The organism is Pararoseomonas baculiformis, from assembly GCF_017813395.1.
Classification (GTDB): domain Bacteria; phylum Pseudomonadota; class Alphaproteobacteria; order Acetobacterales; family Acetobacteraceae; genus Roseomonas; species Roseomonas baculiformis.
In genome coordinates this window covers 75,063-87,918 of the sequence record NZ_JAGIZB010000008.1, presented here as the reverse complement: position 1 = coordinate 87,918, position 12,856 = coordinate 75,063, and the positions used below count along the sequence as shown (strand labels likewise).

The 12,856-nt window shown below is 67.5% G+C and carries 10 protein-coding genes; 9 read left to right on the top strand and 1 reads right to left on the bottom strand.

Annotated elements, in window-relative coordinates; all coding sequences use genetic code 11:
- Positions 1–1,335, bottom strand: coding sequence for an exopolysaccharide biosynthesis polyprenyl glycosylphosphotransferase (locus tag J8J14_RS10160; protein WP_209379387.1), 1,335 nt, complete (start codon positions 1,333–1,335; stop codon positions 1–3).
- A 445-nt stretch (positions 1,336–1,780) separates the two neighbouring features.
- Here J8J14_RS10160 and J8J14_RS10155 point away from each other — a divergent pair, with 445 nt between their 5' ends.
- The 9 genes from J8J14_RS10155 (at position 1,781) to xrtA (ending at position 12,556) form a co-directional block, all read left to right on the top strand.
- Complete coding sequence (locus J8J14_RS10155; protein WP_209379386.1) at positions 1,781–2,470, top strand: XrtA/PEP-CTERM system exopolysaccharide export protein; 690 nt, start codon at positions 1,781–1,783, stop codon at positions 2,468–2,470.
- Positions 2,470–3,975, top strand: a complete 1,506-nt coding sequence (locus tag J8J14_RS10150; protein ID WP_245215633.1) for an XrtA system polysaccharide chain length determinant — start codon at positions 2,470–2,472, stop codon at positions 3,973–3,975. The genes J8J14_RS10155 and J8J14_RS10150 overlap by 1 nt, the downstream gene beginning before the upstream one ends.
- Positions 3,972–4,886, top strand: coding sequence for a P-loop NTPase family protein (locus J8J14_RS10145; protein WP_209379385.1), 915 nt, complete (start codon positions 3,972–3,974; stop codon positions 4,884–4,886). The genes J8J14_RS10150 and J8J14_RS10145 overlap by 4 nt, the downstream gene beginning before the upstream one ends.
- Positions 4,887–5,169: 283 nt before the next feature.
- Complete coding sequence (locus J8J14_RS10140; RefSeq protein WP_209379384.1) at positions 5,170–6,603, top strand: TIGR03016 family PEP-CTERM system-associated outer membrane protein; 1,434 nt, start codon at positions 5,170–5,172, stop codon at positions 6,601–6,603.
- A gap of 79 nt (positions 6,604–6,682) precedes the next feature.
- A complete protein-coding gene (locus J8J14_RS10135) occupies positions 6,683–7,636 on the top strand; it encodes an AAA family ATPase (protein ID WP_245215632.1) in 954 nt (317 codons plus the stop codon).
- A complete protein-coding gene (locus J8J14_RS10130; RefSeq protein ID WP_342452428.1) occupies positions 7,633–8,523 on the top strand; it encodes an XrtA system polysaccharide deacetylase in 891 nt (296 codons plus the stop codon). Before J8J14_RS10135 ends, J8J14_RS10130 begins: the two co-directional genes overlap by 4 nt.
- A complete protein-coding gene (locus J8J14_RS10125) occupies positions 8,520–9,563 on the top strand; it encodes a FemAB family XrtA/PEP-CTERM system-associated protein (RefSeq protein WP_209379383.1) in 1,044 nt (347 codons plus the stop codon). Before J8J14_RS10130 ends, J8J14_RS10125 begins: the two co-directional genes overlap by 4 nt.
- 213 nt (positions 9,564–9,776) lie before the next feature.
- Complete coding sequence (locus J8J14_RS10120; protein WP_209379382.1) at positions 9,777–11,021, top strand: TIGR03087 family PEP-CTERM/XrtA system glycosyltransferase; 1,245 nt, start codon at positions 9,777–9,779, stop codon at positions 11,019–11,021.
- Positions 11,022–11,116: 95 nt separating this feature from the next.
- On the top strand, positions 11,117–12,556 hold the full coding sequence (gene xrtA, locus J8J14_RS10115) for an exosortase A (RefSeq protein WP_209379381.1): 1,440 nt from the start codon (positions 11,117–11,119) through the stop codon (positions 12,554–12,556).
- The last annotated feature ends 300 nt before the right edge of the window (positions 12,557–12,856 follow it).

The following is a 12,856-nucleotide window of genomic DNA, read 5'->3' as shown; positions in this document are numbered from 1 at the left end:
TCATCGCGACCCCTCCTGGAAGAGGACGACGCGAACGGTGGCGACCACAATGAGCAGGTCGAGGAACAGGGAACGGCGCTTCACATAATATAGGTCATAGGCAAGCTTCTCGCGCGCGTCCTCGACCGAGCTGCCATAGGGGAAGTTCACCTGTGCCCAGCCGGTGACGCCCGGCTTGACCATGGCGCGCTCGGCATAATGCGGGATGACCTGCTCGAGCTGTGCCACGAATGCCGGGCGCTCCGGGCGCGGACCGACCAGGGCCATGTCACCGCGCAGCACGTTAAGGATCTGCGGCAGCTCATCGATGCGGCAGAGCCGGATGATCCGCCCGACCCGCGTCACGCGCGAATCGCCCTTGGTCGCCCAGCGTGGGGCGCCTCCCGCCTCGGCGTCGGCGACCATGCTGCGCAGCTTGAACAGGGTGAAGCGGCGGCCATTCAGACCAACACGCTCCTGCCGGTAGAGGATGGGCCCGGGAGTCTCGAGCTTGATCGCGACGGCGGTGATCAGGATGAGCGGAAGGGTCAGCAGGAGAAGCGAGATCCCGACCACGAGGTCCAGCACCCGGCGCAGGGCGCACTCGATTCGGGTCTCATGATGGATGCGGGCGCTTTTGAGCCACTCCGGGGGAAGGGATGCGATGTCCAGCCGCCCGAGCCGGCGCTCCCAGAACTCGGATGCGTCCACCACCGGCACGCCCTGGGAGGCGATGCTGTTCCGCAAGCCGCCCGGCAGCTGATCGGGCTGATCCGCCACCACCATCCAGGGGCGGCTCTGCTGCAGCCTGGCCAATACCGTGGTGTCACCCTCCAGCAGGTTGCGCACCGGCACCGGGATGACCTCAAGGAACGGGTCCTCGGCAGGCCAACGGCTCGCGGCGCTTCCATCCCCCTGGAGCAGGAGGATCCGCCGGCGGAACATGCCCTGCCGCGTGCCGGCCAGAAGCAGCAAGCGGCTCATCACGACTGCGACGGTGAAGAGAGCAAGGATGGCGAGGGCGCTCTCCAGCCGCGATGCGGGCTCCAGCAGCACCAGCGGCGGCAGCATCTCGGCTACGGCGAGGAGCAGCAGTGCGGCGATCACGCTTCCGGTCAGGACCCGCCCGAAGCGGAGCCAGGTGGCGGGCTGGTAAAGCCCGCTGACTCCCGAGGCGAGACCGGCGCTGATCGCCAGGAGAGCGGCTACGAGGGCTGCATTCGCCTGGCCAGGAACCTCCAGGCGAGACCCACCGCCCGTGAGGACGAGATAGGAAAGGAGAAAGAATGCAATGGCCTCAACCAGAAAAAGGCCCAGTATCTCAAGACGGATGCTGTGGCCGAAGAAGCTTGTCATGGCTTGGCTCCGATGCTCGGAACCGCTGCCTCTGGGGGGTGAGGCAGCCGGGTTGAACATGCGGGCGAATACGGACCGAAGCCGCTCCGGAAGGCTAGTGTAAAGTGAACCGTCGCGGAGAAAACATGTTAACTTTTATTATGTAAATTTTGCCGACGCGATTTTCCTTACAATTCTGCCCGGTTTCTTTGCAACGAGAATGTGATATCACACATCAATCAGACCGCGCAAGAGATGCGCGTAGGACGTGTGATCGAAACGATTATCTCTCGTAATGCGTGTTATATCCTGAGTTTCATACACGATTATGTGAGAAGCAGATCGTGACTAGGATCCTATCCTCAACAAGGCGTTAGTTGTCCTAAACCTATGTTGACATCAAATCGATTGCCCGATCTACGGGGGTGAGCTTAGGTTCGCGCCATTCTTTGGAGGGCTGGTCATCATGTCGGTTCGCTATCCACTTCCCGACCGAAAACAGCTCACGATCTCGTATTTTGGTCGTGCGTGCTCGTCCCGCTGGGTGTATAGCGTAGCGACACTTGCTCTGGTGCTCGTGACGGGATGCGCGCCATCGGTCCCGCCACCGGTTTCGGTGCAGGCTACAAATACGGCTGGGGCTCAGGCGCCTGACTATATCATTGGTCCGGGCGACATGCTCGGTATCTTTGTATATCGCGCTCCTGAACTGAGCACAGAAATTCCGGTGCGCCCGGATGGGCGGGTTTCTACCCCGCTGGTGCCCGATATTGTCGCGGCCGGCCGGACGCCGACCCAGCTGGCAACGGCTATTGAGGAGCGGCTGCGGAAATATGTGCTGGAGCCGAATGTTACTGTTATGGTCCGAAACGGCATCGGCCAGTCCACCAGGATGGTGCGGGTGATCGGGGAGGCGGCCCAGCCGCTCGCTGTACCGTATCGGGAGGGAATGACGCTTCTCGACGTGATGATCGGGGCCCGTGGGCTCACGCGCTATGCGGCGGGGAACCGTGCGCAGCTCATCCGTCGCGAGATGGATGGCACGCAGCGCATCATCCCGGTTCGCCTCGCGTCCCTCCTCCGGGACGGTGATATCGGCCAGGACATGCCCATGCAGCCGGGCGATACACTGGTCATCCCACAGGGCTGGTTCTGATGATGCTGCCCCTTGCACAGATACGCCGATATCTCACGGTGGGCTGGCGTCACCGCTGGCCCGCGCTGCTCATCGCGTGGGTGGTCTGCCTCGCTGGCTGGGCGGGGGTCTACGCCATACGGGACAGCTACCAGTCCAGCGCGCGCATCTACGCCGATGCGGACGCCATTCTCGGGCAGACCTTGCGCGGCCTCGCGGTCGATGGCGCCACTGCCAGCCAGGTCGAAACGCTGCAGCGCACGCTGCTGAGCCGGCCGAATCTGGAGCGGATCTATTCGCGGACGGATCTGTCGATGCGCGGGTCCAGTGTTGCTGAGCGTGAAGAGATCATCACGGGCCTGACCCGCTCCATCCGCCTGGTCCCACAGGCCCGCAATCTTTTCCTCATCGAGTACCGGGACCACGATCCTCAGATAGCCCGCGCCGTGGTGCAGGCCACGCTGGATCTCTTCGTGGAGCGCGCGGCCTCGAATGATCGCGAGCAGATGCAGAATGCGCGCGGCTTCGTGAACCAGCAGATCGCCAATTACGAGGTGCAGCTGCGCGAGGCCGAGCGGCGCCGCGCCGAGTTCCGTGCCCGTTACCTCGACCTGCTGCCAAGCGATGCCTTGGGTGGTCTCTCCCGCTTCGAGGCTGCGCGGACACGCCTGAGCGTGCTGCGGGGCGAGCTGGCGGACGCGCAAGGCCGGCGTGGAATGCTTCGCGCGCAGCTGGCGGAGATCCCGGCCACCATCCAGGTGACGACGGTCGAGGGAGGCGATGGCCGTGCGGCCGGCCTGCAGCAGAGGCTCGCCGACCTGCGCACCCGCTATACCGAGCAGCATCCCGAGGTCCGGGAGGCGCGCGCCGCCCTCGCGAGGGCGGGAGGTGGCGGCGGATCGGTCGTTCGCGCCTCACGCCCCAACCCGGCAAGGGAGCCTGTCGAACTCCGCGTGCTGGAAGCCGAAGCGGCGGTTGCGTCGCTGGAGCGCCAGGTGCGTGACGCTGGCGAGGAGTTTGAGCGGCTGGAAGCCCTGGCCCGCGGCGCTCCGCAGCTCCAGGCGGAGTTCACCAATCTCGACCGCGACTATTCGGTGCTGCGGAAGAGCTACGAGGAGCTGCTGGCACGCCGCGAGGCGCTGCAGATTGCCGGCGCGGCCCGGACCGGTGCGGACCAGATCCGCCTGGAGGTGGTGGAGCCGCCGACCGTGCCGACCGTGCCGACAAGTCCGAACCGGCCGCTGCTCGCCTCCGGCGTGTTGCTCGCGGGGCTCGGGGTGGGGGTGCTCTACGCCTTCGTCCGAAGCCTGATGGACCGCAGCTTCTACAATGTGAATGAGTTGCGTGAGCTTGGCGTCCCCGTGCTGGGCGCGATCTCCGGCCCGCAGTTCCGGCTGGGGGTGGGCGCGCTGGTCCTCTTCGTGGGCGCGCTCTCTCTCCTGTTCGCCGGGTATAGTGCGGTGCTGCTAGGCGGCCCCGAACTCGTCGCGGCAGTTCCCAGGCTCCTTTCTAGGATGCTCGCATGACCAGTGTGCCCAAGCCACGTAGCCACCTGGTTGAGCGGGCCGCCGCGGCCCTTGGCTCTACCAGCGGTGTCCTGCCTGTTCCGCCGCCTCGGCCCGAGGCGATGGAAGCCCGCCAGCCGGTGCCACCGCCACCGGCGCCGCCGTTGCCGCCCCAGCAGCCGCTGCCGCCTCCCATCGATGCGGAGCGCCTGGCGCGCGCCGGTCTGATCGACCGGAACCAGGCCAGGAGCCGGCTGGTGGAGGAGATCGCCATCGTCCACCACCAGGTGCTGCGCAACGTCAGCGAGGTTCCGGCCGCGCTTGGCCGCAATGCGCGGCTGGTTCTCGTGACCAGCGCCATGCCGGGTGAGGGCAAGACGTTCAGTGCCCTGAATGTCGCCGCTGGCATCGCGGGGGTGGGTGGCCGTCCCGCGGTGATCGTCGATCTGGACGGCAAGCGCGGATCGCTCACGGAGCTTCTCGGCTGCGAGAAGGAGCTTGGCCTTCGCAGCATCGCGGCGGGCACCTCGCCAGCCCTCGTGACACCGCTGCCGACGGCGATCTCCAATCTGAGTTTCCTTCCCTACGGGGTTATCCCGCCCGACGCGCCACCCGTGCCGCAGGGCGCCACGATTGCGGCCGCGGTGCTCCGGCTCGCTGCCGCGCTGCCGGACCGCATCCTTCTCCTCGACACGCCACCCTGCCTCGCGACCAGCGAGGCGAGCGTGCTCGCACCTGTGGTCGGGCAGGTGATGCTCGTGGTGCAGGCGGAGCGGGTGCAGCGCGACCAGGTGGAGGCGGCGCTCGACATGGTGTGCGCCTGTCCCTCGGTCCACCTTCTCCTGAACCAGATGCGCCAGCGCAGCCAGGACAGCTTCGGGTCTGTTGACTACGAAGGTGTTTATGCCCCCCTGACCGAGAGCCGCGCTTGAAATGAAGCCTTGGCTCCGAAACGCCGCGGTTCCCGTGCTGATGCTGGCTGCTGCGCCTGCATTGGCGCAGCCCTCATCGGCTGATGGCGCGTCCGTCACGCCCGCGGCGCCTCAGGGGCTGACGGGCCCTGACCGGTCCGTCGCCCTGGTCACTCCGGGAGGCCTGCCCGGTGGCCCGGGCATGGTCCCGGATCAGCAGGGACGGTTCTTCCAAGGGCCCTATAGTCCGTCCTTGACAGCTCCCGGGCCCGAGCCCGAGCGCTCTGTCGGCCTGGACGCGGGTGTGACGGGCCAGGTCCTCGCTTCGGACAACGTCCTTTCCGGGAACGGGGAGCGCCAGCCGGGGCTGGTGTTTTCGGTCACTCCCGATTTTCTGCTTTCGCTCGACACCGCGCGTGTTCTTGGCCGCATCTTCTACGCGCCGAGCCTGCGTCTCTACACGCCTGACAGCGACCAGAGCCGGCTGGATCATCGGGCGAACGGTTCTGTCTTCGTCACGCTCGTTCCCCAGACGCTGTTCCTCGACCTTCGCGGCTCGGCCAACGTGCAATCCATCACGGGCGGCACCACTGGCGACCAGGAGTCGAGCCTTCCGCGCCGTGACCGTGCACAATCCCTCGCCTTCAGTGCCACGCCCTACGGGCTGGTGCGCTTCGGTGGGCTTGCCACCGCCCTTGCGGGCTACACCTTCCAGTACAGCAGCCTGAGTGGCACGTCCCGCTCCCTCGAGCCTGGCGGGCTCCCCTTCTTCACGCCGCAGGAATTCACCTCTCATACCGGGTTCGCGTCCGTGCGCACGGGTGAGGACTTCGGTCGGCTCGCCATGGAAGCGCGGGTGACCGGCACGGCCTTCACAGGCGACGGCGTGCTGGATGGCGCGCATCGCGCGCTGGGGGAAGTGGAGGTGCGCTATGCCGTCCTCCGGGGGGTCTCGGTGCTGGCTACGGGCGGCTACGAGAACCAGGAATATGCCGGGACCCCGGGCTTTCGGCTGAGCGGCCCGGTCTGGGGCGTGGGTGTCCGGCTGGACCCGTCGCCGGATACGGTGATCATGGCCCAGTATCAGCACCGCGACGGCTATAACTCGCCCTATATCAACGCACGCGTGTCGCTCGGCGCGCGAACGACGCTTTTCGCGAGCTATGCTGACGCGTTGACTACCGCTGTCCGGCGTGTGGCCGATCTGCTGACGACCACGGACGTGGACGAACTCGGGAATCCGAGGGACACGCTGACCGGCTCTCCAACCTCCGCGACCTTTGGCTCCAGCTTTGGCTCCAGCCTCGCGCTCCAGAACGGGCTGTTCCGTGTCAGGCGCGCGGCCCTGTCGCTGAACCAGACCTGGGAGCGCGACAGCATCACCCTGTCATTCTCCCGGGAGAAGCGAACCCCGATTTCGACGACCCGCGGCAACGTCGCGTTCGAGCAGGAGAGCGACTCCGTTATCCTGAGCTGGTCACACGCCCTATCGCCGGTGACGACCCTGATCGCCTCGGCGCAGTACGGCACTTTTGAATCCTCGGCGTTGCGCAACAACGGCGATTTCTACACCGGGCGCGCAACCATCGCGCATCGAATCAACGAACGAGTGACGGCCTCGCTGCAGTACCAGATCAGCAACCGCTTCACCGACCTTGCCGATCGCGACGAGCGGCGGTTCGGTCGTGACGACCAGTTGCAGAACGCCGTGATCTTCACCATCCGGCAGCGCTTTTGACGGAACGGGGGAAGAGCTCTTGAGAGACACGCAGGCCATGCACATCGCTCATTTCGGGCTCCGGGATCATCCGTTCCTGATGACCCCGGATGCCCGCCTCTTCTTCTCGAGCCAGGGCCATGCGCGGGCCTATGCCCACCTGACCTACGGGCTCGCGCAGCGCGAGGGCTTTGTCGTCATTACGGGCGAGGTGGGAACGGGAAAGACGACGCTCATCGAGCGGCTCTGCAGCGAGCTGGATGCCGCCAGCTTCACCATCGCGCGGATCGCGACCACCCAGGTCGGGGGCGACGACCTCCTGCGGCTTACCGCCGACGCCTTCGGCGTTCCGTCGGACGGCTCCAAGGCCGCTGTCCTTCGCGGCCTGACGGAGCTGCTGCGCGCCTCCGCAGTTCCGGGCGGGCGCCGCCATCTCCTGATCGTGGACGAGGCGCAGGCGCTTCCTCATGCGGCGCTCGAAGAGCTGCGCATGCTTTCGAACGTTACCGGCGGTCACGTCGCGCCGCTGCAGACCATGCTGATCGGACAGCCTCAGCTCCGGCGCCTGCTTGCCAGCCCCGACCTGGACCAGCTGCGGCAGCGCGTGCTCGCCTCCTATCACCTGGCCGGCCTCTCCCGCGATGAAACGCAGGGTTATATCGAGCACCGTATGCGCGCGGTGGGGTGGGATGGGCGGCCGAGCTGGGAGGATGAGGCCTTCAACGTCGTCCACCGCTATTCGGATGGAATCCCGCGCAGGATCAACCGCCTCTGCTCCCGCGTGCTGCTCGGCGCGGCGCTCGACGAGACGGATGTTCTGACCGCGGCGATGGTCGAGGCGACGGCGTTGGAGCTTGAGGAGGACCTCGGCGTCGGCGTGCCCGCAGAGAACGATTCGTGGGACCTGTCCGATGACCGTGGCGGCCGCGAGCATGACCGGCTCGAGGAAATCGCTGCGCGGCTCGACACGCTTGAGTCGCTTGTTCACCGGCGGGAACGCGTCTTCAGTCGGCTGATGGACCTGCTGTCCGATGGCGGAGGCCGGCGGCGGTGAAGATCTTCCCCGCGACCGACACCGTGCGCAATGCCATGTCGGTGGATGTCGAGGACTGGTTCCAGGTTCAGGCCTTCGCCTCGACCATCCGGCGCGACGATTGGGACAGCCTGCCGCGGCGGGTGGAGGCGAACACGGATCGCGTTCTGGAGGCTTTCTCGGCGGCCGGTGTCCGCGCGACCTTCTTCACCCTGGGATGGGTGGCCGAGAAGCATCCGGCGCTCATCCGGCGCATCGTGGAGGCCGGGCATGAGTTGGCCAGCCACGGCCATGGGCATGAGCGGGTGGACCTGATCGGGGAGGCGGCCTTTCGCGCGGATATCCGGCGCGCGCGTCAGGTGCTGGAGGATACCGGCGGCGTTCGCGTCATCGGCTACCGCGCCCCAACCTTCTCGATCGGCCCGCACACGCCCTGGGCCCATGCCGTTCTGGCGGAGGAGGGGCATCTCTACTCGTCCTCGGTGTTTCCCGTGCGGCATGACCTCTACGGTGCGCCCGACGCGCCGCGCGGCCCGCACCGGCCCCGTCCGGACGGAGTGGTGGAGCTGCCGCTCACAACGGTGCGGGCGGGGAGCGTGCATCGTGGCCGCAACCTGCCCTGCGCCGGTGGTGGCTGGTTCCGCCTGGTGCCCTATCCCGTGTTCCGCACAGGCCTGCGCCGGGTGAACGGCGCGGAGAAACGGTCGGGCATCTTCTACTTCCACCCCTGGGAGGTTGATCCGGGGCAGCCCCGCGTTGCGGCCGGCCGCTTGTCCCGGTTCCGCCACTACACTGGGCTCGGTCGGATGGCGGGGCGCCTCGACCGGCTGCTTCGTGACTTCGCCTGGGGCCGGATGGACGAGATTTTCGCGGAGGCGATCGGCCGGACAGGGAAGGAGGCGGCATGACCGTGCGGATCAGGGAGCTCGACAGCGCGACGGTTCCTGCCTGGGACAGCTTCGTCCGTGACCAGCCCGAGGCCAGCTTCTTCCATCTCTCCCCGTGGCGCGATGTGATCAGCCGCGCCTTCGGCCATCCCACTCACTACGTCCTTGCCGAGCAGGACGGGGCTGTGGTGGGCGTGCTGCCGCTTGCCCGTATGCGTACCTTCCTGTTCGGGGATCTCCTCGCCTCCACGCCCTTCTGCGCCTATGGCGGCCCGGTGGCCGCCACGCCGGAAGCGCGTGAGGCGCTCATGCAGCATGCCATGGCGTTGCAGCGGCGGCTTGGCGTGCCGGCGCTTGAGTTCCGCCAACGCGGCGCGCCGGATCCCGGTTTGCAGGACCGGCCGCCCCTGTACTTCACGTTCCGCAAGCCGATCACGATCACGGGCGACGACGCGAAGGACCAGGCGGCGAACATCCCGCGCAAGCAGCGCGCCGAGGTCCGGAAGGCCATCAAGTTTGGCCTGACTTCCACCTCAGACTCCGACATCCGCACGCTGCACCGCATCTACGCCGAGAGCGTGCGCAACCTCGGATCGCCGGTCTTCCCGCGCCGCTATTTCCAGCTGCTCGCCGAGGCATTCCCCGACGCGCATGATGTCACGACGGTGCGGTATGAAGGGCGGCCGGTCGCGTCCGTGCTGAACTTCCACTTCCGCGACGAGGTACTGCCCTATTACGGCGGAAGCACGCCGGAAGCCCGGGCGCTGTCGGCGAATGACTTCATGTACTGGGAGGTGATGCGGCGTGCCGGAACCGAGCGCGGGGCGACGTTGTTCGACTTTGGCCGCAGCAAGATCGGGACCGGTGCCTTCGCCTACAAGCGGAACTGGGGGTTCGAGGCGGAGCAGCTGCACTATGCCTATGGCCTGCTTCCGGGCGCGCGCGTGCCCGACAACAACCCGAACAATCCCAAGTACAAACTCGTCATCGCTGCGTGGAAGCGCCTGCCGCTGAGGATCGCGAATCTGCTTGGGCCTCCCCTCGTGCGGGGCCTGGGCTGATGGGCCGGATCCTCGTACGGCAAGGGTGGTGTCCGATCGCCACCTTTGCCGGAACCGGGCGCGGCCAAGCTTCCGCCGCGCTCGAAGCTGGCCTGCGCGACCCTGCCGCACGCATGCACGGGGCAGGCCGTGCCCACCATGTGGACATGGTTGTTCGCGTTCCACCGGAATGCGTGATGACGTCACCAACGCTGCGCCGCGCGGAGGCCTGAGATGCGTCGGCTCCTCTTCCTCGCCCACCGTATCCCCTATCCGCCGCAGAAAGGGGAGAAGATCCGCGCCTGGCACATGCTGGACTATCTGGCGGAGCGCTGGGAGGTGGATCTCGGCTGCCTCGTGGATGACCGGGCCGACCTTGAATACCTCCCGGTCCTACAGTCCCGGTGCGCCGAGGTGCAGTGGTGGGAGACCGGTTCGCGGCGGCAATCGGCGTTGCGCGCCCTGCTTCGCTTCCGGCCCGGCAAGCCACTGACCCTTGGGTGGTTCCATAACCCGTCTCTCGCCGCATGGGTGGAGCAGGGGCTGGCCGCCGGGCGCTGGGATGCGGCCTTCGCCTACTCGTCGTCGATGGCGCCATACCTCCTTCGAAAGCACGGGCTGCGCCGCGTTCTGGATATGGTGGACGTCGATTCGGAAAAGTGGCGTGCCTATGCGGAGGGCGCGCGCGGCGTGATGCGGCCGGTCTGGGCGCGCGAGGCACGCACGCTGCTCGGTTTCGAGCGGCAGGCTGCGCTCGACTTCAACCAGACGCTCCTTGTCTCGCCGGAGGAGGCGCAGCGCTTCGCCGACCTGGCCCCGGATTGTGCGGACCGGCTCAACTACGTGAACAACGGGGTGGACCTCTCCCGCTTCGACCCGGACCGCACCTACCTGAACCCTTATGCCGGCACTGGTCCGGCGCTCGTCTTCACCGGAACCATGGACTACCGGCCGAATGTGGATGCGGTGTGCTGGTTCGCCGATACGGTGATGCCGCTGCTGGCGGGCCGGAGCCCCGCGCCGACCTTCCACATCGTCGGCGCCAATCCGGCGCCGGCCGTGCGCGCCCTGGCCTCGCGGCCGGGCGTGCAGGTCACCGGCGCCGTTCCGGACATACGTCCCTTCATCGCCCATGCCGCGGTGGCTGTTGCGCCGCTGCGTATCGCGAGGGGGATCCAGAACAAGGTTCTCGAGGCGATGGCGATGGCCCGCCCGGTGGTAGCAAGCCCTGAAGCCTATGAAGGGGTGCGGGCCGTCGCCGGGCAGGATCTCCTGGTGGCAGCCAGCCCCGCCGAGATGGCGGCGCGGATTGGTGCCGTGTTGGAAGGGGAGCATCCGGGCATCGGCGAACGGGCCCGCCGAGCCGTGATGAAAGGCCATGACTGGTCCGCCACGCTCCGCCGCCTGGACCCGATCCTGTCGGGTGAAGCGGACGCGAAAGCGATGGCGCTTCCCGCGCTTGCGGAGGAACGGGCATGAGTTCCTCCCTTCCAACCGCGGCGGGCACAGCGGCATGGCGTGCGGGTTCCGAGGATGTGCAATCGCGGCGTGCTGCGCACCGGCGCGCGTGGGGCATGGCCGCGCTCGCCCTTGGAATGGGTGTTCTGGCCTTCCTGCTGCTGTTCCGGGAGGAGGTGGAGGCCGCGGTCCACACCTGGATGACCTCGGCGGCCTATAATCATGGGCCACTGATCCTGCCGATTGCCATCTGGCTCGCCTGGGCAAGACGCGATCGTCTGGCGTCCCTTCTTCCCAGTCCTTCGCTGCCCTGGGCGCTCGCGGTGTTGCCGCTCACGCTCGGCTGGCTCGCCGCGGAGCGAATGGGGATCATGGAGGGCCGCCAGCTCACCGCGCTCGCCATGCTGTACGCCCTGCTGCTCACCGTCCTGGGCTGGCGGGTATGCCGCGCCATGGCGGTGCCGATCGCCTATCTCGTCTTCCTCGTTCCCTTCGGCGCCTTTACCGTTCCGTGGCTACAGGCCGTTACGGCAAAGCTCATCGCGCTCGGCCTGTCGTTCACCAGTATTCCGCACTACATCGACGGGCTGGTCATCGAGATTCCCGCCGGAACCTTCTATGTCGCCGAGGCCTGCGCGGGCCTGCGCTTCATCATCGCGACGCTCGCCTTCGGTGCTCTCTACGCGGCGGTGATGTTCCGTTCACCGGGGCGCCGGCTGCTGGTGATGGCGCTGGCCGTCGTGGTGCCGATCCTGGCAAATGGGGCACGGGGCTTCGGGCTGGTCGTGATAGGGCATCTGCAGGGAAGCGCGGCGGCCGTGGAGGCTGACCACGTGCTGTATGGCTGGGTGTTCTTCAGCTTCGTGCTCTTCCTCCTCATTCTCGCCGGCCTGCCTTTCCGGGAGGATACGGCGGAGCGTGCCGCACCGGGCGAGCCGCCCGCCGGGCCCTCTCCGGCTCCCATGCGTCTTGCCGCCGCGGCCGCCGCTTCGGCGGCGCTTCTCGCGACCGGACCGGCCGTCGCCTCCGTCCTGGACCGCGGTTCAGCGCAGCCGGTGCTTCAGGCGCCGCGCCTCGCCGCACCGGCAGGCTGCACGGGCGATGGCACGGACACCTTGCACTGCCCTGGCGCCGTGTTGACCGCGCGCCTCCTCGTCTTCCCTGCGGGCGCGAACTGGAGTCATGTCGCGGCCGAACGGCGGCGTGCGGTGAGCGGGGGCAGCGATGAGGACGTGACCTTCGACGTCGCCCTGCCCGGGGCGCGGTGGCGGGCGCGGCAGCCGCAGGAGAGCGGGCCGATGATGGCGGCCGCCACCTGGCTCGGTGGGAAACCGGCCGGCGATGGGCTGGGCACCCGCGCAAAGCAGGCCCTCAGGCCCGTGCTGGGGGGCACTGGGCGGCCCGTCGTCGCCATCATCGAACTCCGTTCCGAGCGACGCGACCTTTCTGCCGAGCGCCTGCTTCTGCGTGACGTGTTGCAGGCTCAGGAGGAGGCTCTCGCGGCGCAGGCGGTGCTTGCCTCCTCGACTGGCTCACTGGAGGCGGCGCGGCGCTAAGCGCGTGACGTGCCGCATGGACCGCGCCCCGGTAACACTGGGCCCGGCTCGCGCAGTGCCGCCAGCTTCGCTTCGACCGGTGGCAGGGCAGGGGCAGGGGCAGGCACGCGGCCGCGATGCGGGCGGCTAGGTGCTGCGGTGGATCACAGGATTCCCCGTGCCGGGACAGGGATGACAGCCAGCAGCCGGGGGTGACCCCGTTCACCTACGCACCATCCAGGAGGCCGGCTGTGCCGGCTGGACATGTCCATGGGGAGGCGCGCTCAGGGGCGGCCCCGATGGCCAGGACATCGTGCTCTC

What these genes read in the sequence shown, in the direction of transcription:
- J8J14_RS10160 (WP_209379387.1), bottom strand. Translation starts at nt 1,335, where the DNA reads ATGACAAGCTTCTTCGGCCACAGCATCCGTCTTGAGATACTGGGCCTT.
- J8J14_RS10155 (WP_209379386.1), top strand. Translation starts at nt 1,781, where the DNA reads ATGTCGGTTCGCTATCCACTTCCCGACCGAAAACAGCTCACGATCTCG.
- J8J14_RS10150 (WP_245215633.1), top strand. Translation starts at nt 2,470, where the DNA reads ATGATGCTGCCCCTTGCACAGATACGCCGATATCTCACGGTGGGCTGG.
- J8J14_RS10145 (WP_209379385.1), top strand. Translation starts at nt 3,972, where the DNA reads ATGACCAGTGTGCCCAAGCCACGTAGCCACCTGGTTGAGCGGGCCGCC.
- J8J14_RS10135 (WP_245215632.1), top strand. Translation starts at nt 6,683, where the DNA reads ATGACCCCGGATGCCCGCCTCTTCTTCTCGAGCCAGGGCCATGCGCGG.
- J8J14_RS10125 (WP_209379383.1), top strand. Translation starts at nt 8,520, where the DNA reads ATGACCGTGCGGATCAGGGAGCTCGACAGCGCGACGGTTCCTGCCTGG.
- J8J14_RS10120 (WP_209379382.1), top strand. Translation starts at nt 9,777, where the DNA reads ATGCGTCGGCTCCTCTTCCTCGCCCACCGTATCCCCTATCCGCCGCAG.
- xrtA (WP_209379381.1), top strand. Translation starts at nt 11,117, where the DNA reads ATGGCCGCGCTCGCCCTTGGAATGGGTGTTCTGGCCTTCCTGCTGCTG.